Genomic DNA, 24097 nt, shown 5'->3' with positions numbered 1-24097 from the left:
GGGGCGACGCAGCTCATGTCTGCGGCAGCTCGATCCCGCGCGCCTTGGCCCAGCGCTCCAGGACCTTGCGCTCGTCCGCGTTAGCGACGCGGTTGGCGAAGCCGCGGATCTGAACCGCGCGGTGCCGCGGGTTGAGCTCGATCGTCAGCAGCCGCTGCGTCTTGCCGGCGTGACGATAGCGCAGCGACCAGATCGAGGCGTGGCCGGCAATGCACTTGTCCGCGTAGCTCGCGACACAGTGATGCATCGCCCTGGACTCCGCGACGAGATCCTCGGCGGTCCGCAACTGCATGATGACATACGCGTCGCGCGTGGCCGAGCCCTTCGACGGGCTCCATGACCAGTCCGTCAGCGCGGCCCCCGGCCAATGCGCTGGCTCCGCGGTCCGTGCCGCCATGCGGCCACGGGCGATCTCGGCCCGCCGGCGCGCCGCCTCGATGCGCGCGATCACCGCGAGATCACGATGCCATGCGTTCATCAGCCGGCGCAGCGTGGCCAGCGAGCGGCCCTTGAGGCTGAACTGGCGCTCGCGCCGGCGACGATGCGCGATGTAGTCGCAGAGATCGTCGATCTCCTCGCCCGTCGTCGGATGTGCGCAGAAGAACTGCGTCGCCTCGCGCCAGAACGCGATCTCGCCGCGCGGCGTCCGCGCAATCCTGGACCGGGCGATCCGCAACACGATCGCCGGATCGCTCGTGTAGGACCGCGCGATCGCCTGCCATATCGCCTCGTCGAAGCCGACCTGCCCGAGCGGATGGAGAAAGGCGTGAACCTCCTTGCGCGACAGCCAAGCCGAGGCGCCTGCCTTGTACAGCGAGCCGCCGCCGGCGACCGCGATGTACCAGCGCTTGCGCAGGATCGTCTCGTCGCGGCCGAGCCCGCCGTCATCGATCCAGATCAGCTCCAGGTGCTGGGCCACCGAATAGCGGCCAAACAGATGACGCGCAGCCGCCAGCCGCAGCCGCGCGGCGTCGCGCGTCTTCAACTGGGGCTTCCAGCCTTCTGGATCGCGAATGATGTCAGCCTCGAAGCCGCGCCGCGCCTCGCGGATCGCATTGTGCAGATCCGGCGGCGAACGCGTCGGCCGCACCGCGCGGCGCAGCGTCAGCTGATAGGCTTCAACCCGCGCGCGCTCGGCCTCCCGCCGGCGCGCCATCAATGACTGTGCCATGGTCGTTCAACATGATGGAGTGACTGTCAGCCGAACGCACTGCGGGCGTCGGCACGGATCGTGTCGCGCACAGTGGACTTGACATGGCTGATGGCCTCTCGCGTTGAACGCTTTGGGTATTGAAACGGGCGACGCTCATACATCCGAACTGCAGATATTGCAAGCCGTCGCGCGCCACTCTTCAGCGCAGGCATGTCACGAGGCATCAGCGGCGGGGCACGCCAACGCTATATTCTTTCAGCCGCGCATCATCACGAAGCGCGGCGCTGTTAGTTGCAAATGATTCTATTCACCGACGAGCAGGATGCAGCGCCCAATCAGGCATGCGGCAGAACGTCGCACGCGCCCAACGAATATTTCTCCTCCGCCAGACAGAAACAAACAGACTGGAAAGCCGGCCCGCTGCCCGTTCGATGACGACTTTGCAGCGGCCGACGGCCCGATTGTGTAACTACAAAGCTCCTCACGTCACGACATGCACCATCCCGACGACCTGCATCGAAGCGATACAGGCGAACGCAGATGCATTGCCGACCAGGATTGTCATGCCGCGACAGCAGTAAAGTGTGAGGAGACGATCGAATGGCCACCAACTTCAATGCGACTGCGCTCGCCAACGGCACGTCCAACCTGCTCACGCGAGCGAGTGCGCTCAATCTGTCGACCGATCTGGTTCAAGCCGGCGTCGTCTTCGACGACGCCGTTCGCATCTCGCTCGGCCTCTATTCCGGCAGTCAAGGCAGCGGCAATTCGAACACCTTCCTGTCGAACTACACCACTGACATCCATGCGGTGCAGAACGATATCGCGGCCATCCTGGCCAACCCGAACGACGTGACGATCGGTGGCGAGACGTTTGCGCTGAACTCCACAGACATCGCCGCGCTGACCAACGTCCAGACCCAGCTCGGCACGCTGCTGACCGCGGCCGCGCAGACCACGAATGCGACGACATTGTCGGCGGCGTCGCAGACCATCCACGCGTTGCAGACCGAGATCCTGTCGGAGATCAACAACGACGCGCATCTGTCGGCGGCACTCAACAACGTCACCTTCACCGCCAATACCGGCGCGACCGACGTTGCGTTCCAGAACCTGCCGGCAGGCGCAGACGATCCGACCACGCTCGCGGCCGCGACGGCGGGCACCAGCCTGAAGGTGGTCGGCGAGGTCTTCAATGCCGCAGTGAGCGTCATCTCCGGCGGCATCAACGCGACCAATCTGACCCAAGTGACCAACGACCTGTCGGCGGTGCAATCGGGCCTCACGGCCATCCTCGCCAACGCGACCCTGCTCGCGCAGATCGAAGCCGGAGAAACCACCAACGCGGCAGCCGCCACGACGCTTCACCTCCAGACGGTGCTGAATCAGGTCACACTGCAGCTCGAGAAATACGATGCCGCCGCCGCGACCGGAAACACCACCGCGCTGCGAGGCACGGCGGACAATCTGCTCGACATCATCGACATCGTCCAGAACGACGCCGCTTTGAACGTCGCGGCCGGCGGTAACGGCAATCCGGGCCACACCGGCGGCTTCGCCGAGGATCCGGGCGGCCTCACCGGCACGGTCACGCGGTTCCAAGACAATCAGGCGCAAACCAATTTCTGGGCCACCTTCGTCGCCGAGGCGAACACGATCAACGCGCAACTGATGGCGATCGTGAACGGCAGCGGTACGGCCAGCCAGGCGCTGATCACGCAGATCGAGAACTACAACAATTTCGGCGCCAGCTTCGATGCCGCCCAGGGGGCCGTGTTCCAGGGCCGTTTCGACAACGAGCTCAACAATGGCACCCTGCAGGCGGACTCCGCCACCGCCATCAAAGGACTGCAGGGCATCCTGAACGGGGATACCGGCGCGGCGCTCACTTCGGACCTCGCGATGCTGACGGCTGCCGGCGAAGGCTTCGTCGCCGACGCGAACGACGTCAGCGGCAACAACATCGCGATCGGCGGCGCGACCTATGTCGGATCGGCAACGACGGTCTCCAAGGCGACATCGGTCGCCGGCCTCGCCCAGGGGACGACGAAGGTCACGGCCACGCCGAACATCGCAAACGGCACCGGCGGTACCAGCACGTCCACGGCCGCGACATCGAGCGGCGGAACCACGACCAAGACCGGGACGACGATCGCGACCAACGCCACCGGCAATACGACATCGACGACCACCAAGACGACCACTCAAGGCTCTTCGCACCATCACCACAACAACACGACGGCCGCCGCCCACAACTCGACCCCCGCCCACACCACGGCAGCGGCGCATTCTTCGACCGTCGTCGATCATCACCACCACGCATTGCACCACATCTGGGCTGATATAGCCGACGGCGGGCGCCGGACATCGGTCACCGCTCCACGGTAGCTGTCGCGCAGGAAGTCGAGCTCGGCGCCCGCGAGCTGCGCGAGGTTGACCTCGACCTTGTCGCCGAAGCGCAACTGCTCCATGAGCGGAGCAAGGTGCGGAAAGGCCGCCGCCATCGTCTCGATGGTGGTGCGTTCGATCTGCAGCTTCATGGTTCGCACCTCGATGCCGTCCGACTCACGACGACACTCTCGTCGGCGGGCGCATCGCCGCTTCCGCCTTCGTCAGCAGCAGACGGTTCGCGGCGAGCGAGAACTCCTGCCAGGCGGCGGCGATGTCGCGCAGGATCGTCTGCAGATAATCCTTCGACGGCTTGTGCTCGAACGGAAAGTTCGACAGCGCGCAGGAGGTGCGGTTGAACGCGACGGCGTCGTCGAGCAGCGACTGCATGACATCGCGAAACGGCTTCTGGATCTCGGGCATCAGGGCGGAGCGACCGCGTTCGACGGCGACGTCGCGCATGTCGAAGGCAAGTGCGTCCAGCACCTGCAGCGCCGCAGCGAACACCTGCTCGGTGGCCCCGAGAAGAGCGAGCTGCGTCAGTTGTTCGCGCTGCTGCGTGGCGAGGCTGCGGTTGAGCCGCTGCCGATAATCGTCGAACGCGGCATCACGCTGCGCGGCGACCCAGGCGCCGAACCAGGCGAGGCTCGCAGCGTTGCCCGACAGCCCGTCGCCGATCGCCACGGCCGGCCGCCGCCCGGCGATCTCGCCCATGCTCCGGGCCATCGCACGCTCGATGCGCCTGGCGGCGTTCAGGGCACCTTCGAGATAGCCGGCCGCGTGGCTTGCGGTTTCGGCGCCACCGAGATGCAACCGCCCGTCCCATAGCGCCCGCCGCAGCATCGGATTGGCGATCTCGCTGTGCTCGCCGCGCGGCGTGGTGCGATCCAATGCGCTGCAGGTGAAGCGCTCGGCCGCCCAGTCCTGATAGTGCTGCTCACCGCCTTCCAGCGCGGAGCCGAACAGTTGCACCATCTGGCTGTCCATCAGCAACGGCAGCCCGACGCTGAAGGTCGCGCGCAGATCGGGCGGGAACGCAAGGAAGCCGCCGAGCGCTGCGCGGTCGCCGCCGGCATCGCAGGCATCGAAGGTCTCGCCGATCACGGCCTGCTCGTGGCTGACGAATGCATTGCCGGACCGGCCCTGGTCGCGCCAATGCGCCTGGTCGTAGGCGATCACGACCTTGGCCTGTGCCGCCATCCAGGTCTCGGCGCCACGCATCGCCTCGAAGGTCGCGTCGTCCAACGCGGGAAAGAAGCCGACGTGGTCGATCAGCAGCCGCGGCGGCAGCGCGAGCACGGCGCGCCTGGCCTCGATCGCGACCGATTCCGTTGCTGTGGCGAAGATCAGCCGCACATGCGTGCCGCAATCGACGATACGCATCAGCTCATGGCCGAGATGGATGAAGGGCTGCGGCAGATCGCGCGCCAGCGCCTCGATCAATTTCGTCATGCCGCCGGAGAGCCGACGCGCGCCCTGGTGGACCGGCGGCCCGCTGATCTGCTCGGCCGGCTTGTCCGCCTCTTCCAGATGGAGAACCGTGCCGTCATCGTGCTGGGCAAAGTCGGACAGGCCGAGCTCCGCGACCAGGCCGGCGAGCAGCGGCTGGGTGTCCGGCCAGAACCAGGTCGGGCCGAGGTCAAGCGCAAGCCCCGCCTTGCTCCTGGCCGACAGCACCCGTCCGCCCAGGCGATGTCGGGCTTCGAACAAAGCGAACGTGCTGCCGCGCTGCTGCAGGCTGCGCGCGAGTGCCATTCCGCACAATCCACCTCCGACAATGGCCGTTTCGAGCATGGCAGGACCTCGGCTGATGCGTTGCGATCGCGTCTCGACCGCGTCCTGCAAAAAGCTTGCAAGTTTTCGCAGGCGCGCGGATGTGCGTTTCCAAACATTGCTTGATTTTCGCACCGGCTTGGCTCACGCCATCACGATGAGCGATGACCGCGAGATCCTGGCCGCCAATGCGGCCTTCTATGCCGCCTTCACGGACGGTGATTTCGCGGCGCTCGTCGCCCTCTGGGCCGATCGCGACGGCATCTCCTGCATTCATCCCGGCTGGCCGGCGATCGTCGGCCGCGCCGCCGTGATCGGCAGCTGGCGCGACATCCTCGCCAACCCGGGTCGGCCGAACATCGTCTGCGCGGATCCGCACGCGATCGTCGACGGCGATCATGGTCACGTGCTCTGCATCGAGCTGGTGGACGGCGCGGCGCTCGCCGCGGCCAATCACTTCGCGCGCATCGACGGCGCCTGGCGGATGATCCACCACCAATCCAGCCCGATCGCGCAGCTCGCAACGCCGGAAGACGACGCCGACGGCCATCGCCTCCACTGACCGCCGCATCTGGCACGAAACTTGATGTGTCCTCCCTGACCGGCAGCAATGTCGGAGATTGTTGATTTTCGTCGCGTCGGATTCGGACCGGATGTCCGTCTCCACGCAAGGCGATCTGCGACGGCTGCGACCAGCAATGTGCAGATGCCGACGGGAGACAGGGATGGCACGCGTTCTGACCGCCTATCTAAAACGCAGCGATGTGCCGACGCGCACAGCGTTGCAGCACGCCATCGACCTCACGCTCGGCCAGGCGCGGGGAGCACGGGAATGAACATCACGGCTCCGCTACAGCCGACCGCGATTCATGCCGTTCCCGCCGAGCTCTGCGACTGCGGCTTCCGCTTGCTGATGATTCGGCAGTTCAACGTCGGTGCCGTGCCGCCGGCGTTCGCCATCATCGATCAGCGCGTCATGCGGATGCCGCAACGGCTCGGCCGCCACGGCGTGTCGTTTGCCGCGACGTTCCTGCCCGAGGTGATGGCGTGGCTGATCGATCACCTCGGCCGGCCGTCGCTACATGACGAGACCGGCCGCTCCTATCGCAATCCGCGCTGGCCGGTGGTGTGCTGGCACGACCAGGAACGCTATTGGCCGAGCGGCGCTGTCACGGTCGAGTGGTTCGCCGAGGTCGCCTTTCAGGATCACGCCTCTTGGATGGCGTTCCGTACCCATTGGCATGACGACCTGATGGGCCGGAATGGCGACGTTGACGCATCCGGTGGAGAAACCGATGCGTGCGAGCGGGACGCGGCGGGAAAGGAATTTGCCGACGACGCGTTGCAGCGAGCATGATTTGCCAAAGTCGCGCGACAGCATGACCGGACCTTGTCCGCGCAATTCTGCCGCGTGATAGTCGAGTGGCCACAGCAGCTGCGGAGGATCTCATGCGCTACGTCTCGTGGTTTGGAGGCTGGCTCGGCACCTTCCGTTCCGAGCGCATGGCGGAGCAGAGGACGACCGGACGAAACGCGGCCGTTCTTCCGCGGCGGTCCGCCGGGCTCTCGAGCGAGGATTTGTTCTACATCGCCATGCTTGGGCCGCACGTCTGACCGGCGCTGCCGCCGAGCGCAATCGGGGGCGGCGGGCTGGACAAACGGTCGTCCTGCCGCCACACAAGGGCGATTCCATGCGCCCCGGCCCCGGGCCGCGCACCGTGATTGTGGGTCCATGCCGCAGGTCTGCTCCACGGACGCATGAACGATGCCGGGGACCGCGGCGGACCTCACCTGCGGACTCCCGAATGACATCGCCGACGCCCTCTCACCTGCCCCGAAATGCATCCGATCAGCCGCGCCAGACGACCCCGACCGAGCTGCGGCGGCGCTGGCGCGCCGGCGAGGAGGTGGCGCTGCTCGACGTCCGCGAGGAAGGGCCCTATTCGCTGTCGCACCCGTTCTTCGCGGTGTCGCTGCCACTGTCGCAGATCGAGCTGCGCATCCTCGATCTCGTGCCGCGTCTGAATGTACCCGTCGTCGTTTATGATGACGGCGAAGGCTATGCCGCCCGCGCGGTGCCGCGCATTCATGCACTGGGCTACACCGACGTCGCGATGCTCGCTGGCGGGCTGTCGGGCTATGCGCGCCATGGCGAGGTGTTCCGGGACGTCAACGTGCCGAGCAAGGCGTTCGGCGAATTGGTCGAGGCCATCCGGCACACGCCGTCTCTGTCGGCCGACGAAGCCAAGGCGCTGATCGAGCGCGAGTCGAATCTGGTCGTGCTCGACGCCCGCCGCTTCGAGGAATATCGCACCATGAGCATCCCGCGCGGGGTCAGCGTCCCCGGCGGCGAGCTGGCGTTTCGGGCGCGCGAGCTCGCGCCGTCGCCCGACACCACGATCATCGTCAACTGCGCCGGACGCACGCGCTCGATCATCGGCACGCAGTCGTTGATCAATGCCGGGCTGCCGAACAAGATCTATGCGTTGCGCAACGGCACCATCGGCTGGACCCTTGCCGGCCATCAGGTCGAACGCGGCAGGACCGCGCGCATGCTGGAGCGGCCAGAGGCGAGCTACGCGACCGCGCTGGCGGATGCCAAGGCCTGGGCCGAGCGCGTCGGCGTCGGCGTGCTCGATGCCGCGACCTTCGCGCGCTATCAGGCCGAGGCTGGGACGCGCACGCTGTATTGCCTCGACGTTCGCACGCCCGAGGACTACGCCGCCGGCCATCCGGCTGGCTTCGCGTCGGCGCCGGGCGGCCAGCTGGTGCAGGCGACCGACGAGTGGGTCGGCGTGCGCGGCGCCCGCCTGGTGCTGTTCGACGATGACGGCGTGCGCGCGCGCATGACGGCGTCATGGCTGAAGCAGATGGGCTGGGACGTGGCGGTCGTGGGACCGGATGTCGTTGGAACGACCGAAACCGAAATCCGCGCCGCACGCCGACCGCCGCTGCCGCAGCTTGGCGACGCGGCGATCAGCGCCGAGCAACTCGCGGCCGATGCGGCGGCGTGGACCATCGTCGATCTCACGCGCAGTCCGAGCTACAAGGCCGGACACATTCCGGGCGCACACTTCGTGCTGGCGTCGTGCTTTTCATCGGATCTCGTCAAGCTGCCAGGCGACGGTCCGATCGTGCTGACAAGTGACGACGGCGCCGAGGCGGCCTTTGCGCTTGCGGATGCACGTGCCGCAACGACGCGTGAGCTCCGCGCGCTCACCGGCGGTACGCGCGCCTGGACGGCTGCCGGCCATGTGCTGGAGAGCGATCGGTCCTCATGGATCTCGCATGCCGACGACGTCTACAAGCGTCCCTATGAGGGCACCGACAACGCCGCGGAAGCGATGCAGGCCTATATCGACTGGGAGCTGCAGCTCGTCGCCCAGCTCGCCAACGACAGCGTGTCGAATTTCCACGTGGTGTAGGTCGGCGACGGACTCGACCTCGTCATTCCGGGGCGCGCGCAGCGCGAGCCCGGAATCCATTTCACCGGGGGGCATGAGGACAGATGGATTCCGGGCTCGCGCGACGCGCGCCCCGGAATGACGATGGTGGATGCCGAAGAGCCCCGGCTAAGACGCCCTGTCAGAGAATGTGCAGCGTATAGCGCTCAGCGGCGCTGGTTGTAGACGTCGATGCAGACGGCACCGAGCAGCACCAGGCCCTTGATGACCTGCTGATAGTCGATGCCGATGCCGAGAATGGACATGCCGTTGTTCATCACGCCCATGATCATGGCGCCGATGACAGCGCCGCCGACCCGTCCGACGCCGCCATAGGCCGAGGCGCCGCCGATGAAGCACGCCGCGATGACGTCGAGCTCGAAGCCGAGGCCGGCCTTCGGCGTCGCGGTGTTGAGCCGGGCGGCGAAGATCAGGCCGGCCAGCGCGGCCAGCACGCCCATGTTGACGAAGGTCATGAACACCAGCCGCTCGGTCTTGATACCCGACAGCTTGGCCGCCTTGGCGTTGCCGCCGACCGCATAGATCTGCCGGCCGATCACCGTGCGGCGCGTCATGAAGCCGTACAGCGCGATCAGCGCGGTCATGATGACCAGCACGTTGGGCAGGCCGCGATGCGAGGCGATCAGGTAGGTAAAATACATCAATGCGCCGGCCAGCACGACGTTCTTGGCGGCGAAGAAGCCGAACGGCTCGACCTCGATGCCGTGCTCCACTTCGCGCGCGCGGCCCTTGACGCTGGCATAGACCAGAATGAGCGTCAGCACCGCGCCGATCGCGAGCGACGTGGGATAAAGGTGCGCCGCGCTCGGCATGAACTCAGGGATGAAGCCGGACGACAGCTTCTGGAACGTGCCCGGGAACGGCCCGACCGACTGCCCCTGCAGCAGCGCCAGCGCCAGACCCTTGAACACGAGCATGCCGGCCAAGGTGACGATGAAGGAGGGAATGCCGAAATAGGCCACCCAATAGCCCTGCGCGGCGCCGATCGCGGCGCCGACGATCAGGCAGGCGATGATCGCGAGCGGGAAGTCGACGTGATAGCGCACCATCAGCACGGCGGCGACCGCGCCGACGAAGCCCGCGACCGAGCCGACCGACAAATCGATGTGCCCGGTCACGATCACCAGCAGCATGCCCAGCGCCATGATGACGATATAGCTGTTCTGCAGCACCAGGTTGGTGAGGTTGAGCGGCTGCAGCAGGGTGCCGTCGGTCATGAACTGGAAGAACAGCATGATCACGAACAGCGACAGCAGCATGCCGTAGCTGCGCAGATTGTTCTTCAGGAAGCCGCTATGCGACTTCTCCTCCGGGAGCGAAACCGTCTTGTCGGTCATTGCTGGCGTCCTCCCGACCGCTTACGCGGCCGTCTCCTGGTTCTTGATCGTTTCGTTACGCATGATGGCGCGCATGATCTTTTCCTGCGTCGCCTCCGGCCCGGCGAACTCGCCGACGAAGGCGCCGTCATTCATTACGCAGATGCGGTCGCAGATTCCGAGCAGCTCCGGCATCTCCGATGAGATCACGACAACACCCCGGCCGGCATCCGCGAGCTCCTGGATAATACAGTAAATCTCATACTTTGCGCCAACGTCGATGCCCCGCGTCGGCTCGTCAAGGATCAAGACCTTGGGATCGGTCATCAGCCATTTCGACAGCACGACCTTCTGCTGGTTGCCGCCGGAGAGCTGGCCGGCCTCCTGATAGACGTCGGAGCAGCGGATGCGCATCCGGCCGCGGTAGCCGGACGCCGCCTTGAGCTCGGCGATGTCGTCGATCACGCCGTTCGGCGCGACCTGGGATAGGCTCGCCAGGGTGATGTTCTTGCGCACGTCGTCGGCCAGGATCAGGCCGAGCTGCTTGCGGTCCTCGGTGACATAGGCGAGGCCGGCATCGATGGCCGCCGGTACGCTGTTGAGATTGACGTCATGACCTTCGAGGCGGGCGCGGCCCGTGATGTTGACGCCCCAGGAGCGGCCGAACAGGCTCATGGCGAATTCGGTGCGCCCCGCGCCCATCAGGCCGGCGATGCCGACGATCTCGCCGCGGCGCACCTGGAAGTTGACGTTCTTGATCACTTGGCGGTCGGAATGCTGCGGGTGGTAGACCGACCAGTTCTCGACCGTGAACACGGGCTCGCCGATCTTGGGCTGCCGCTCGGGGAAGCGGTGCGCCATGTCGCGATTGACCATGCTCTTGATGATGCGGTCCTCCAGGACCGGCTCGGCGCGACAGTCGATGCTGTCGACGCTGCGGCCGTCGCGCAGCACCGTGATGCGATCGGCGACGCGTGCGACCTCGTTCAGCTTGTGCGTGATCAGGATCGAGGAGATGCCCTGCTCGCGGAAGGTGACGAGGCGGTCGAGCAGCGCCTGGCTGTCGGCCTCGTTCAGGCTCGCGGTCGGCTCGTCGAGAATCAAGAGCTTGACGCGCTTGGACAGCGCCTTGGCGATCTCGACCAATTGCTGCTTGCCGACGCCGAGATCGGTGATCAGCGTATCCGGCGATTCCTTCAGGCCGACCTGGGCCAGCAGTTGCTGGGTGCGCCGGTAGACCTCGTCGCGATCGATGACGCCGAAGCGCTGCGGCGCATGCGACAGGAAGATGTTCTCGGCGATCGACATCAGCGGGATCAGCGCGAGCTCCTGGTGGATGATGATGATGCCGAGCGCCTCGGAATCGTTGATGTCGCGGAAGCGCCGCTCCTCGCCCTCGAAGATGATCTGGCCCTCATAGCGGCCATAGGGATAGACGCCGCTCAGCACCTTCATCAAGGTCGACTTGCCGGCGCCATTCTCGCCGACCAGGGCGTGGATCTCGCCCGCCTCGACCGTGAAGCTGACGTCGCGGAGCGCCTGCACGCCCACGAAGCTCTTGCTGACGCCGCGCATCTCGAGGATTGCCGTCATCGCCCTGTTTCCCGCAACACTTGAGCCGCCCTAAACGAGAGTAGCCGGCGAGCGCATGGCCGCGCTCGCCGGCCGGTTGAGATCACTCGACCTGCGACTTCTTGTAATAGCCGCTGCCGATCAGAACCTTCTCCCAGTTGCTCTTGTCGACGACGACCGGCTTGAGCAGATAGGCCGGGACGACCTTGACGCCGTTGTTGTAGGTCTTGGTGTCGTTGACCTGCACCTGCTTGCCGCTCAGCGCAGCATCGACCATGTCGGCGGTCACCTTGGCGAGGTCGCGGGTGTCCTTGAAGATGGTCGAGTACTGATCGCCGCGCAGGATCGCCTTGACGGACGGCACTTCGGCGTCCTGGCCGGAGATGACCGGCATCGGCTGGTTGCCGCTGCCATAGCCGACGCCCTTCAGGGACGAGATGATGCCGATCGAGAGGCCGTCATAGGGCGACAGCACCGCGTCGACACGCTTGTTGCCGTAATAGGCGCTGAGCAGGTTGTCCATGCGGGCCTGGGCGGTGGCGCCGTCCCAGCGCAGGGTCGCGACCTTGTCCATGCCCTTCTGACCGGACGCCACCACGAGCTTGCCGGAGTCGAGATAGGGCTGCAGCACCGACATCGCGCCGTTGTAGAAGAAGTAGGCGTTGTTGTCGTCCGGAGAGCCGCCGAACAGCTCGATGTTGAACGGGCCCTTGCCGTCCTTCAGGCCGAGCTTGTCGACGATCGACTGCGCCTGCAGCACGCCGACCTGGAAATTGTCGAATGTCGCGTAGTAGTCGACATTCGGCGTGTCGCGGATCAGGCGGTCATAGGCGATCACGGTGACGCCCTTCTCCTTGGCCTGCTTCAGCGCGTCGGACAGCGTGGTGCCGTCGATCGCCGCGATGACCAGCACCTTGGCGCCCTTGGTGACCATGTTCTCGACCTGCGAGAGCTGGTTCGGGATGTCGTCCTCGGCATATTGCAGGTCGGTGTTGTAGCCGCGCTCCTTCAGCACCTTGACCATGTTGTTGCCGTCGTCGATCCAGCGCGCCGACGACTTGGTCGGCATCGCGATGCCGATCGTCGGCTTGCTCTGGGCCATTGCAGCGCCGGACAGGGCCACGGCGCCGAGGCCGGCCAGCGCGGCGGCCATGATGGTCTTGAAATTCAGCATGCTTCACTCCCTCTAAGATTTTCAGATTTGAACTAGGAATACGCGATTGCGTATCTTGATACCAGATGGCTGTTAGGCTGAACGACGCTCGACTCGATTGTTCCTCCTCTCAGATCGACAGCTTGACGTCAGGCTCGGCGCGACCGTGAGCGCCGACCTCGAGAAGGAAAGTCTGGCCATGGCCGGGGTCGGCCGCCTTGGCCGCCGCGTCCATGTCCTGCCAGGCCGACGTGACCAGCAGGCGCGACAGACCGGGGCCGACGAAGGCCGGGCAGCTCGCCTGGCTGGCCGGAACCGCGATGCTGCGGAGATGCTCGCCCTGCGGGCTGTAGACATCGACGCAACCGCCGCCCCAGCGTGCGTTCCAGATGCGTCCCTCGGCATCGACGACCGCGCCATCGAGCCCACCGACGCCGGCATGGCGCAGCAGCACCTCCGGTTCACCGCGCGGCAGGCCCGTCTCCGGGTCGAGTGCGACACGATAGAGGACGTTCTCGTCGGTGTCGGCGAAATAGCCGATCGTGCCATCCGGCGAGAAGCAGATCGCGTTGGGAATGGTGACGTTGGGGAACAGGCGGATGATCTCGCCGCGATGCAGCGCGTAGATCGAGCCCAGGCCGCACTCGGCGTTGCGGCCCATGGTGCCGATCCAGAACGTCCCGGAGGGATGAACCCGGGAGTCGTTCGACCGCGTCGCCGGATTGTCGGCTTCGAGCGGCAGATACAGGGATAGCGCACCGTCGGCGATGCTGCGGATGTAGAGCCCGTCCTCGGCCACGATCAACTGCCTGTTGGCATCGATACGGCCGAGCGCGCTCGCCATCCTGCCGAGGCCATGCCGGCGGAGTTCGCCGCTGCCGATCTTGGCCTCGAACAGCAGGCCTTCACGAATGTCGAACCACCAGGCGGTGTCGGTGTGGGGATCGTAGGTCGGCCCCTCGCCGAGATGGCAGCGCTCGTCGCAGAGGATCGTGGTCGGCACCTGCTCCATCATGCGGACGCTCCCGCGGTCGAGAAGCGATACACCGTCTCGTGCTTGTAGACGTCGTCGGGCGCAAGACGCGCGCTGGGAAAATCCGGGCGGTTCGGACTGTCCGGCCAGACCTGCGGCTCCAGGCAGAGCGCGTCGGACTGACGATAGACACGCCCCTTGCCGGTCACGGTCCCGTCAAGATAGTTTCCGGAATAGACCTGCAGGCCGGGCTGATCGGTGAGCAACTCCATGACGCGCCCCGAACGCGGGGACGCCAGCCGGGCGGCCAAGCGCACCCCCGCCTGCTGTCGAAGGCAGAAATTATGATCGTAGCCGCGACCGCATTTGATCTGCGGGTCGTCAGCGCGGATGCGGGCACCGACCGCATGCGGCTCGCGGAAATCGAACGGCGTGCCGGCGACGGCGTGCGGCGGCCCTTCCAGCGGGATCGCGGTCTCGTCGATCGCGAGATAATGGTCGGCTTCGACGGTCAGACGATGATCAAGGATGTCGCTGCCGGCGGCCAGGCCATCGAGATTGAAGAAGCTGTGGTTGGTCAGGTTGACCACCGTCGTCCGGGTGGTCCGGGCGCTGAAGCTGACAGCCAACTCCATCGGCCCGGTCAACTGATAGGTGACACGAACGTCGAGCCGCCCCGGATAATTGGCCTCGCCGTCGGGACTGACATAGAGCATCGTGACCGAGGGCTGGGCGCCGTCTTCGGTCGCGACGATCTGCCAGAGCTTGCGGTCGAAGCCGTCGGGGCCGCCGTGCAATGCATGTGCACCATTGTTGGCGTCGAGGCGCAGATCCTGACCGTCGAGCGAAAAGCGCGCCTTGGCGATGCGGTTGGCGTAACGCCCGACCGTCGCACCGAAGAACTTTCGGAGCTTGACGTAGCTCAGCAAGTCGTCATGACCGAGCACCACGTCATCGACAAGCCCCCGCGCATCCGGCACCAGCAGCGTCTGCAGCGCCGCGCCGTAGGTGATGATGCGCGCCTCGAAGCCGTGAGCCCCACGCAAGGTGACGCGCTCGACCTCGCGGCCGTCCGGCAGGCTGCCAAACACATCCCTGGTGATCCGCGCTTCTGCCATCGCTCTAGTCCTCGAACGGCTCGACGAATTGCCGGCGGCCGAGCAGGAACGCATCGGCCACCAGCCGCAGCGGCGCAAGATCGACGTCGCTCGCGCCGGTCTTCGTCAGTTCGACGAAGCGACGATAGAGGCCGGGATATTCGCGTTCCTTCTCGTCGACCATCGGCTGATCGTCCGCGGTCATCCGCGCGCCGCCGAGCGACAGCTTCAACTGCCCGGCGTCGGTCTCGATCCGGATGTCCCAGCTCTGCGGCCCGGTCTGGCGGAAGTCGAACTCGGCCGCGATCGGCAGGTCGCTGGCTGTCGACAGTGACAGGTTGGCCGCGATCGGCGCCTGGCGGTTGGACGGAAACGACAGTTCGGCCTCGGTCAGGAACACCGGCTCGGGCAGGATGCGGGTCAAGATCGACAGCGCGTTGATCCCCGGATCGAACACGCCGAGCCCGCCCGGCTCCCAGATCCAGGCCTGTCCGGGATGCCAGACGCGCACGTCCTCCTTCCAGTCGATCCGCACGCTGCGGATCTGACGCGACGACAGCCACGCGCGCGCCGGCTCGACGGCCGGCGCATAGCGCGAATGCCAGGTCGCGAACAGCGTGCGCTGCTTGGCAGCCGCGAGCGCGATCAATGGATCGAGCTCGCTGACCGCCGCACCCGGCGGCTTTTCCAGCATCACGTGCTTGCCGGCCTCGAGCGCGGCCTGCGCCTGCGCGCGGCGCACCTGCGGCGGCGTGCATAGCGAGACGGCGTCGATCTCCGGCCCCTCGCGCAGCAGCTCCTCGATGGTGCCGAAATGCGGCAGGCCTGGCAGAGAGGCGTTGCGGCTCGCCACCGCCGTCAGGGTCACGCCCTCGGTGGCGGCGATCGCCGGCACGTGCTGATCCCTGGCGATCTTACCGAAGCCGACGATGGCGACACGAAGCTCACTCATCTCTAGCGTCCCCAGCGCAGCACGACTGGGTCGAGCCGGCGCGCAATCTCGATCAGTCCCTTCTGGGTCGCCGGATGAATTGGCGGCTGCGGCGCTCGCAGCGTGTCGTGGCGGATCACGCCGCCCGCCTTCATCAGGATCTTGCAGGTGGCAAGCCCGCACTGCCGGTTCTCGTAGTTGATCAGCGGCAGCCAGCGCTCATAGGCCGCCGCCGCGGCCTCGCGGTCGCCCGCGAAATACGGATCGATGATCCTGCGAATGCCATCGGGATAGCCGCCGCCGGTCATCGCGCCGGTGGCGCCCGCGTCGAGATCGGCCATCAGGGTGATTGCCTCCTCGCCGTCCCACGGACCTTCGATCGCCGGGCCGCCTGCCTCGATCAGCGCGCGCAACTTGTCGGCCGCACGCGGCACTTCGATCTTGAAATAAGCGAGGTTCTCGATCTCCTTGGCCATGCGCGCCAAGAACGGCACCGATAGCGGCGTGCCGGCGACCGGTGCGTCCTGCACCATGATCGGGATCGAGATCGCGTCGGAGACGCCGCGATAGAATTCATAGATCGAGGTGTCCGGCACGCGGAAGGTCGCGCCGTGATAGGGCGGCATCACCATGACCATGGCAGCGCCCTTCTCCTGCGCCCGGCGCGAACGCTCGGCGCAGACAAAGGTCGAGAAATGCGTCGTGGTGACGATGATCGGCACGCGGCCGGCAACATGCTCCAGCACCGTGGTCATCACCAGATCGCGCTCGTCATCGGTCAGCACGAACTGCTCGGAGAAATTGGCGAGGATGCAGATGCCGTGCGAGCCGGCATCGATCATGAAGTCGATCGCTCGCTTCTGGCCTTCGAGGTCGAGACGGCCGTCGGCGTCGAACACGGTCGGCGCCACCGGGAAGACTCCCTTGTAGAGCTTTTTGGCGGAAGCGGTCATGGGCCCCTCTCAGTGATTGTCGCGCGGCACGGGCGAGCCGGTGCGGCCGACGAGGAAATCGAAATCGACGCCGCGATCGGCCTGCAGCACGTGATCGATGTAGAGCTTCTGATAGCCGCGGGCCGCATGCGGCTTCGGCGGCGTCCAGGCGGCGCGGCGTGCGGCCAGTTCCTCGTCGCTGACATGCAGATGCAGCCGGCGCGCGGCGACGTCGAGCGTGATCATGTCGCCGTTCCTCACCAGCGCCAGCGGCCCGCCGACGGTAGCCTCCGGCGCGACATGCAGCACCACCGTGCCGTAGGCCGTGCCGGACATGCGCGCATCGGAGATGCGGATCATGTCGCGCACGCCCTGACGCAGCACTTTCGCAGGCAGCGGCATGTTGCCGACCTCGGCCATGCCCGGATAGCCCTTCGGCCCGCAGTTCTTCAGCACCATGATGCAGGACGCATCGATGTCGAGATTGTCGTCGTCGACCGCGTCATGCATCTCCTCGACGCTCTCGAACACGACCGCGCGTCCCGTATGGTTCATCAGTTCCGGCGAGGCCGCCGACGGCTTGATGACAGCGCCGTTGGGGGCGAGATTGCCGGTGAGAATGGCGATGCCGGCTTCCGTCTTGAACGGGGTCTCGAACGGTGTGATGACCTCGGCGTTCCAGTTCGGAGCCTCGGCGACATTGTCCCACAACGTCTTGCCGTTGACGGTGCGCGCGTCCTTGTGCAGCAGGCCGCGCTCGCCGAGCGCACGCAGCACCGCCGGCAGGCCGCCGGCGTAATAGAAGTCCTCCATCAGGAAGCGGCCCGACGGCATCAGGTCGACCAGGCAATGCACGTCGCGGCAGAGCCGATCGAAATCATCGAGCGTCAGCTCGACGCCGACACGGCCGGCGATCGCGAGCAGATGCACGACGGCATTGGTCGAGCCGCCGATCGCGGCCAGCGTGCGGATCGCGTTCTCGAACGCCTGGCGCGTCAGGATATCCGACGGCTTGAGATCCTCGCCGACCATCTGGACGATGCGCCGTCCGGCCATGCGGGCCAGCAGGTTGCGCCGCGCATCCGCAGCCGGAATCGCCGCATTTTCCGGCAAGCCGATGCCGAGCGCCTCGACCATCGAGGCCATCGTCGAGGCCGTGCCCATGGTCATGCAGCTGCCGGCGGAGCGGTTCATGCCGGCCTCGGCCTCGTGGAATTCCTTCAGCGTGATCTCGCCGGCACGCAGCTGCTCGCTCATCGAGATGATGTTGGTACCGGAGCCGATGATCTGGCCACGATAGACGCCGCGCAGTTGTGGCCCGCCTGAAACACCGATCGCAGGCAGGTTGGCCGAGGCGGCGCCCATCAAGAGCGCCGGCGTGGTCTTGTCACAGCCCATCAGCAGCACGACGCCGTCGAGCGGGTGGGCGCGGATCGCCTCCTCGACATCCATCGAAGCGAGGTTACGGAACAGCATCGCGGTGGGGCGCATCGTCACCTCGCCGAGCGAGGAGACCGGAAACTCCAGCGGATAGCCGCCGGCATCGAGCACGCCCTGGCGGACATGCTCGGCGATGACGCGGAAATGCGCGTTGCAGGGTGTCAGCTCCGACCAGGTGTTGCAGATGCCGATGACCGGACGGCCCTCGAAGCGATCCTGCGGCGTGCCGCTGTTCTTCAGGAACGAGCGATAATAGAAGCCCATCTTGTCCTGGCGGCCGAACCACGCCTGGCTCCGCAGCGTCTTCTTCTCGTTGTCGTTGCTCATTCCCGGTCCGTTCGTGCAGCCGACTGGGCATGGCGCCGCCGGCCGTTGTAGATGACTTCGATCATGGCCTCGGAGGCGCCCTCGGCGTCTCCATCGGCGATCGCGTCGATGATGCGCTGGTGCCAGACCAGCACGGTGTCGCGATCGGCGGTCTCGATCGGGGCGCTCAGGACGAACGAGGCGCGCAACGCGGCCTCGATGACAGCGCCGATCGAGCGCATGAAGGGATTGCCCGAGGCGTTGGCGACCGCGATGTGCAGCGCAAGATCAGCCTCGGCGAAAGCCACCGATGTCGATGGCTCGCGCTCCATCTGCGCCATCGCCTTGCGCATCGCCGCGACGTCGTCATCCGTACGGCGTTCCGCCGCGAGCGCCGCGGCGCGCGGCTCGATCGCCAACCGGATCTCGGCGAGGTCGGCGAGGAAGCGCTTGTCGATGCCCGCGTCGAGGTGCCAGGCGAGCACGTCGGGATCGAACATGTTCCAGTCCGAGCGTCCGCGCACCACGGTGCCGACGCGGGCCTTGGTCGACAGCAGACCTTTTGCAACGAGGGTCTTCACGCTCTCGCGCAGCACCGGCCGTGAGACGCCGAAGGTCGCGGTCAGCTCGGCATCACCCGGCAGCCGCGCCCCCTCGGCCAGTCGGCCGGAGATGATGTCGATGCCGATGCTGCGGGCGACCTCGGCATGGTTGGAATGCGCGCGCCGGGTCGGAATCGAGACGATGTGCGACGTCGTCATGTCGGCGCCCCCATCGGCTTGGCCCCTGCGGGCTTGACGGATGAGCGGCGCGCGAGCGCCATCAGACCTTGTTGCAACGCAATGAAGACGAACAACAGAACCCCCGTGGCGATCTTGGTCCACCAGCTCGACAGCGTGCCGTCGAAGTTGATGTAGGTCTGGATCATGCCCTGGATCAGGACGCCAAGGAAGGTGCCGATGACCGAGCCTTGTCCGCCCGTCAACAAGGTTCCGCCGATCACCACGGCCGCGATTGTATCGAGCTCGACGCCGACGGCCGAGAGCGAGTAGCCGGCCGCGGTGTAGAACGAGAAGACGATGCCGGCGAGGCCCGCAAGCACGCTCGACAGCATATAGATGCGGATCGTCATCGGCCCGACCGGAATGCCCATCAGGGCTGTCGCCACACGGCTGCCGCCGAGCGCGTAGACGTTGGCGCCGAACCGGGTCAAATGCAGCAGCAACGCGCAGAGCACCAGGATCACGAGCATCGCAATCGCGATCGCGGTGAGCCGTCCGCCGCCTGGCAGCCGGATCGCAAAGTCGGAGACGGCACTGTAGATCGGAGCGGTGATCGGAATCGACTCGGTCGACAGCAGGAAGCTGACGCCGCGCGCCAGGAACATGCCCGCGAGCGTCACGATGAAGGGCGGCAGCTCAAATACGTGAATGACCGCCCCCATCGCGGCGCCGAACAGCGCGCACAGCACGAGCACCATTGCGAACGCGGCAAACGGCGGAATGCCCCAGCGCTCGACCGCCAGAGCCACGAACACCGTCGTGAAGCCGATCACCGAGCCGACCGACAGATCGATGCCGCCGGAGATGATGACGAAGGTCATGCCGGCCGCGACGATGCCGAGGAAGGCGTTGTCGGTGAGCAGGTTGGCGACGACGCGGGTCGAGGCGATGTTCGGGAACTGCAGCGCGCACAACGCGAAGCCGGCGACCAGCACGAAGGCCGTGATCGCAACCGAGGTCGAGGCCTTCATGGCTTGGTCCTCCGCCAGCGCGCGGTGAAGCGCGAGAGATCGCCGAGCCGCGGCGATTGCGCCAGCAGCACGGCAAGCACGACGACGGCCTTGACCAGCAGATTGAGCTCCGGCGGATACCCCGACAGCAAAATGCCGGTGTTCATGGCCTGGATGATCAGCGCGCCGGCCACCGCCAGCACCAGGCTGAAGCGGCCGCCAAACAGCGAGGTGCCGCCGATCACGACGGCGAGGATCGCATCGAGCTCGAGCCACAGCCCGGCATTGTTGGCGTCCGCCCCCATGATGTCGGCTGCGGCGATGACGCCGGCGAGCGCCGCGCAGAGGCCGCACCAGACATAGACCGACAGGATCATGGCGCGGGTGCCGACGCCCGACAGCTCGCTGGCGCGCGCGTTGCCGCCGGTCGCCTCGATCAAGAGCCCGAGCGCGGTGCCGCGCACGACCGCCCCCGTCACCAGCAGCATGCCGATCGCGATCACGACCGGCGTCGGCAGGCCGAGCACGGCGCCGTTGCCCATCCAGACCAGATCGGGCGAGGTGAAGGTGACGATCCGACCTTCCGTGATGAGCTGCGCGATGCCGCGTCCTGCGACCATCAGAATGAGCGTGGCGACGATCGGCTGGATACGCAAGAAGGCAACGAGGATGCCGTTCCAGAGCCCGCACACCAGACCGACAGCGAGCGCGGAGCCGATGACCACCGGCAGCGAATGCGTATCGGCGAGGCTCGCCCCGGTGGCGCCCGCGATCGCCATCACGGCACCGACCGAAAGGTCGATGCCTCCGGTCGCGATGACGAGCACCATGCCCAGCGACAGCAGCGCCACCGGCGTGCCGCGGTTGAGGACGTCGATGACGCTGCCGAACAGCCGGCCGTCCTGCAGATGGAGATTGAAGAACTGCGGCGACACCGCGCGATCGATGATCAGGATCAAGATCAGTGCGAGCGCTTGTGCCAGGCCACGGCGGGGAATGCGAAGCGTCATGACACGGCCTCGCGCACAGACTCACCATCGGCGGCGATCGCCGCAAGAATGCTGGAGACCTCGACGGCGTCGCCCTTCAGCTCCTCGACATGGGCGCGGTCGCGCAGCACGATGACGCGGTTGGAATAGGTCACGATCTCGTCGAGCTCGGAGGAGATCACAAGCAGCGCCAGCCCCTGCTCGCACAGCTCGCGCACCAGCCGGATGATCTCGGCATGGGCCCCGACGTCGATGCCGCGCGTCGGCTCGTCCAGAACGAGGAGCTTCGGCGACGTGGCGAGCCAGCGCGCCAGCAGCGCCTTCTGCTGGTTGCCGCCCGACAGCAGCCCGATCGGACGTTCCGGATCCGGCGGCCGGATGTCGAGCATGCGGATGTAACGCATCGCGATCTCGTCCTGCTCGCGCCGCGACAGTGGCCGGTGCAGGCCGCGCCGCGCCTGTAGCGCCAGCACGATGTTCTCGCGCACGGTGAGGTCGGCAACGATGCCCTCCGTCTTGCGCTCTTCCGGACAATAGCCGAAGCCGAGCCCGGCGGCATCGCGCGGCGAATTCAGCCGGACGGTCTCACCGTTGACGGTGGCCGCGCCGCTGTCGGCGCGCTCGGCGCCGAACACGAGCCGTGCCGTCTCGGTGCGTCCGGAGCCGAGCAGGCCGGCGAGCCCGACCACCTCGCCGCGGCGCAGCTCGAGATCGAACGGCGCAAGGTAGCCCTGCTTGCCATAGCCCTTGAAACTGATGCAGACCTCGCGCGCCCTGTCCGGCTGGCTCGCTGCGCGTTCGTGGGTGGTCTCGGCCAGCTCCCGCCCGAGCATCATGCGGATCAGGTCGAGCCGCGGCAGATCGGCAATCTCGCGCGTGCCGATCAGCCGGCCGTTCCGCAGCACCGTGACGCGGTCGCAGATCTCATAGACCTGATCGAGGAAGTGGCTGACGAAGATGATGCCGATGCCATCAGCCGCCAGCTTTCGCATCACCTTGAACAGAATCTCGACCTCGTGGCGGTCGAGGCTCGCCGTGGGCTCGTCGAGAATGAGGACGCGCGCCGACAGATCGACGGCGCGCGCGATCGCCGTGATATGCTGGACCGCGACCGAATAGCTCGAAAGCGGTGCGCCGACGTCGATGTCCAGCCCATAATCCAGCAGCAGCGCATGCGCGCGCCGCCGCATCTCGGCCTCGCGCACGACGCCGAACCGCGTCGGCTGCCGGCCGAGATACAGGTTCTGCGCCACCGAAAGGTTCGGCAGCAGATTGACTTCCTGATAGACGGTGGCGATGCCGGCATCGACCGCGTCCTTGGCCGAGCGCGGCGCGATCTCCCGATCGGCCAGCCGCACGGTGCCGGCGTCCCGCGCGAAAACGCCGGTGACGACCTTGATCAGGGTCGACTTGCCGGCGCCATTCTCGCCGAGCAGCGCGTGGATCTCGCCCTCACCCAGCATGAAGTCGACATCCTGCAGCGCCTTGAGCGCACCGAAGCTCTTGGTGAGGCCGCGGATCTCCAGAAGAGACGGACGCATCGCCGGCGGAGCTGAAGGATCAGACATGACGAACTACTTGGGCAAGACCGGGAAGTCGACGCCCGCACGCGATGCGGGCGCCACGATTGATTTCCGTCGTCCCGGCAACAGCCAGGACGACGGCGAGATCTTCGGCTCAGTAGCCAAGCCCCTTCTTGCTGTCGTAGACCTTCTGCGGATCGTCAGTCGCGGTGTAGAGCTTCGATTCCGTCTGGATCCACTTCGGCGGAACGGTGCCCTTCTCCTTAAAGGCCACGATTGCGTCGAACGCCGGGCCCGCCATGTTCGGCGTCAGCTCGACGGTGGCGTTGGCTTCGCCGGCGGCGATCGCCTTGAAGATGTCCGGCACGGCGTCGATCGAGACGGTCAGGATGTCCTTGCCCGGCTTGAGCCCGGCTTCCTTCATCGCCTGGATGGCGCCGACCATCATGTCGTCGTTGTGGGCATAGACCGCGCAGATCGACTTGCCGCCGTTCTCGGCCTTGATGAAGCTTTCCATCACCTCCTTGCCCTTGGCACGGGTGAAGTCGCCGGTCTGGCTGCGAACGACCTTCAGGTTGGCGTTCTTGGCGACGACGGCGTCAAAGCCCTTCTTGCGGTTGGTGGCAACACTGGCGCCGACCGTGCCCTGCAGCTCGACGACGTTGCAGGCCTTGCCGCCGACCGTCTTGGCGAGCCATTCGCCTGCCACCTCGCCCTCATGCACGCTGTCGGAGGTGACGGCGGTCAGATAGAGATCCTTGCCGGAGGGATCGATGTCGCGGTCGAGCAGCACGACCGGGATCTTGGCTTCCTTGGCTTCCTTCAGCACCGCGTCCCAGCCGGAGGCCACGACCGGCGCGAGGAAGATCGCGTCCACGCCCTGGGCGATGAAGGAGCGGATCGCCTTGATCTGGTTCTCCTGCTTCTGCTGGGCGTCGGCGATCTTCAGATTGATCTTGCGCTTGGCGGCTTCAGATTTCGAGACCGAGGTCTCGGCGGCGCGCCAACCGGACTCCGATCCGATCTGCGAGAAGCCGACAGTCAGCTCCGCGGCGCCAGCGGACGTGGCAAGCAACAAGGCGGCCGTTGCCGAGGCCGCAAAGAGGGCTTTCAGGGTCATCAGACGTTCTCTCCCAAAAAGGTACTGTTTTTTGATGCGCCGCCGCAAACAGCGGTGCCGACGCACCTATTCACCCGCCTCGACGGCCGGTGACGTCCGTTATTCCACGGAACACTTGGGATGACTAGTCATATTATTTGACTGTAATACTTTTTGAGAATGACAGGCGCCGACGGAGGGCCCACGCTGCCGAAGGTGAGCGTCGGACACAAACAAAATTTTAAGTTGTGGATAG

The 24097-nt window shown here is 66.1% G+C and carries 21 protein-coding genes; 5 read left to right on the top strand and 16 right to left on the bottom strand.

Annotation, left to right across the window (positions count from 1 at the left end; genetic code table 11):
* Positions 1-13 precede the first annotated feature (13 nt).
* Positions 14-1171 (bottom strand): PcfJ domain-containing protein, encoded by a 1158-nt coding sequence (locus tag ACQR0W_RS06620; protein ID WP_316171578.1) that lies wholly within the window; start codon positions 1169-1171, stop codon positions 14-16.
* Positions 1172-1753: 582 nt separating this feature from the next.
* Here ACQR0W_RS06620 and ACQR0W_RS06615 point away from each other — a divergent pair.
* Positions 1754-3541 (top strand): hypothetical protein, encoded by a 1788-nt coding sequence (locus ACQR0W_RS06615; RefSeq protein WP_434840616.1) that lies wholly within the window; start codon positions 1754-1756, stop codon positions 3539-3541.
* Here ACQR0W_RS06615 and ACQR0W_RS06610 read toward each other — a convergent pair.
* Both ACQR0W_RS06610 and ACQR0W_RS06605 read right to left on the bottom strand, forming a co-directional pair.
* A complete protein-coding gene (locus ACQR0W_RS06610) occupies positions 3463-3693 on the bottom strand; it encodes a hypothetical protein (RefSeq protein WP_434840615.1) in 231 nt (76 codons plus the stop codon). The genes ACQR0W_RS06615 and ACQR0W_RS06610 overlap by 79 nt on opposite strands.
* A 25-nt stretch (positions 3694-3718) precedes the next feature.
* Positions 3719-5335, bottom strand: a complete 1617-nt coding sequence (locus tag ACQR0W_RS06605; protein WP_316171577.1) for a flavin monoamine oxidase family protein — start codon at positions 5333-5335, stop codon at positions 3719-3721.
* A 136-nt stretch (positions 5336-5471) separates the two neighbouring features.
* Here ACQR0W_RS06605 and ACQR0W_RS06600 point away from each other — a divergent pair, with 136 nt between their 5' ends.
* The 4 genes from ACQR0W_RS06600 (at position 5472) to ACQR0W_RS06585 (ending at position 8739) form a co-directional block, all read left to right on the top strand.
* Positions 5472-5876 carry a nuclear transport factor 2 family protein gene (locus ACQR0W_RS06600; protein ID WP_315718215.1) on the top strand — a complete coding sequence of 135 codons (405 nt, stop codon included), beginning with the start codon at positions 5472-5474 and terminating at the stop codon, positions 5874-5876.
* Positions 5877-6152: 276 nt separating this feature from the next.
* Positions 6153-6671, top strand: coding sequence for a hypothetical protein (locus ACQR0W_RS06595; RefSeq protein WP_315750449.1), 519 nt, complete (start codon positions 6153-6155; stop codon positions 6669-6671).
* A 92-nt stretch (positions 6672-6763) separates the two neighbouring features.
* Positions 6764-6928, top strand: a complete 165-nt coding sequence (locus ACQR0W_RS06590; protein WP_315750340.1) for a hypothetical protein — start codon at positions 6764-6766, stop codon at positions 6926-6928.
* 191 nt (positions 6929-7119) lie between these two features.
* The gene (locus ACQR0W_RS06585; protein ID WP_316171576.1) at positions 7120-8739 is read left to right on the top strand and encodes a rhodanese-like domain-containing protein; all 1620 of its coding nucleotides are present in this window, start codon (positions 7120-7122) and stop codon (positions 8737-8739) included.
* Between the two features lie 185 nt (positions 8740-8924).
* On the opposite strand, the gene mmsB is transcribed toward ACQR0W_RS06585, so the two are convergent.
* From mmsB to ytfQ, 13 genes are all read right to left on the bottom strand, one after another.
* Complete coding sequence (gene mmsB / locus ACQR0W_RS06580) at positions 8925-10115, bottom strand: multiple monosaccharide ABC transporter permease (protein ID WP_315750338.1); 1191 nt, start codon at positions 10113-10115, stop codon at positions 8925-8927.
* A 21-nt stretch (positions 10116-10136) separates the two neighbouring features.
* Positions 10137-11687: a multiple monosaccharide ABC transporter ATP-binding protein gene (gene mmsA, locus ACQR0W_RS06575; RefSeq protein ID WP_315750337.1), complete on the bottom strand. Its 1551-nt coding sequence runs from the start codon at positions 11685-11687 to the stop codon at positions 10137-10139.
* Positions 11688-11769: 82 nt separating this feature from the next.
* A complete protein-coding gene (gene chvE, locus ACQR0W_RS06570; protein ID WP_315750336.1) occupies positions 11770-12840 on the bottom strand; it encodes a multiple monosaccharide ABC transporter substrate-binding protein in 1071 nt (356 codons plus the stop codon).
* A 109-nt stretch (positions 12841-12949) separates the two neighbouring features.
* Positions 12950-13831, bottom strand: a complete 882-nt coding sequence (locus tag ACQR0W_RS06565; protein ID WP_315750448.1) for an SMP-30/gluconolactonase/LRE family protein — start codon at positions 13829-13831, stop codon at positions 12950-12952.
* Positions 13831-14910, bottom strand: coding sequence for an aldose epimerase family protein (locus tag ACQR0W_RS06560; protein WP_316171574.1), 1080 nt, complete (start codon positions 14908-14910; stop codon positions 13831-13833). Before ACQR0W_RS06560 ends, ACQR0W_RS06565 begins: the two co-directional genes overlap by 1 nt.
* 4 nt (positions 14911-14914) lie before the next feature.
* The gene (locus tag ACQR0W_RS06555) at positions 14915-15841 is read right to left on the bottom strand and encodes a Gfo/Idh/MocA family protein (RefSeq protein ID WP_315750334.1); all 927 of its coding nucleotides are present in this window, start codon (positions 15839-15841) and stop codon (positions 14915-14917) included.
* Between the two features lie 2 nt (positions 15842-15843).
* Entirely contained in the window at positions 15844-16773 is a 930-nt protein-coding gene (locus ACQR0W_RS06550; protein WP_315750333.1) for a dihydrodipicolinate synthase family protein, read from the bottom strand.
* Positions 16774-16782: 9 nt separating this feature from the next.
* Positions 16783-18519 carry an IlvD/Edd family dehydratase gene (locus ACQR0W_RS06545; RefSeq protein WP_316171573.1) on the bottom strand — a complete coding sequence of 579 codons (1737 nt, stop codon included), beginning with the start codon at positions 18517-18519 and terminating at the stop codon, positions 16783-16785.
* Positions 18516-19259 (bottom strand): FadR/GntR family transcriptional regulator, encoded by a 744-nt coding sequence (locus ACQR0W_RS06540; RefSeq protein ID WP_315827042.1) that lies wholly within the window; start codon positions 19257-19259, stop codon positions 18516-18518. Before ACQR0W_RS06540 ends, ACQR0W_RS06545 begins: the two co-directional genes overlap by 4 nt.
* On the bottom strand, positions 19256-20251 hold the full coding sequence (yjfF, locus tag ACQR0W_RS06535) for a galactofuranose ABC transporter, permease protein YjfF (RefSeq protein WP_316171572.1): 996 nt from the start codon (positions 20249-20251) through the stop codon (positions 19256-19258). Before yjfF ends, ACQR0W_RS06540 begins: the two co-directional genes overlap by 4 nt.
* On the bottom strand, positions 20248-21240 hold the full coding sequence (locus tag ACQR0W_RS06530) for an ABC transporter permease (RefSeq protein WP_316171571.1): 993 nt from the start codon (positions 21238-21240) through the stop codon (positions 20248-20250). The genes yjfF and ACQR0W_RS06530 overlap by 4 nt, the downstream gene beginning before the upstream one ends.
* Positions 21237-22787: a sugar ABC transporter ATP-binding protein gene (locus ACQR0W_RS06525; protein ID WP_316171570.1), complete on the bottom strand. Its 1551-nt coding sequence runs from the start codon at positions 22785-22787 to the stop codon at positions 21237-21239. Before ACQR0W_RS06525 ends, ACQR0W_RS06530 begins: the two co-directional genes overlap by 4 nt.
* Before the next feature lie 109 nt (positions 22788-22896).
* Positions 22897-23862 carry a galactofuranose ABC transporter, galactofuranose-binding protein YtfQ gene (ytfQ, locus tag ACQR0W_RS06520; protein ID WP_315718196.1) on the bottom strand — a complete coding sequence of 322 codons (966 nt, stop codon included), beginning with the start codon at positions 23860-23862 and terminating at the stop codon, positions 22897-22899.
* Positions 23863-24097 lie beyond the last annotated feature (235 nt).

This window comes from Bradyrhizobium sp. HKCCYLRH1034 (assembly GCF_051168375.1).
GTDB lineage: Bacteria > Pseudomonadota > Alphaproteobacteria > Rhizobiales > Xanthobacteraceae > Bradyrhizobium.
Note: the sequence above shows the minus strand (reverse complement) of the source record. Positions and strands in the feature narration are given on the sequence as shown.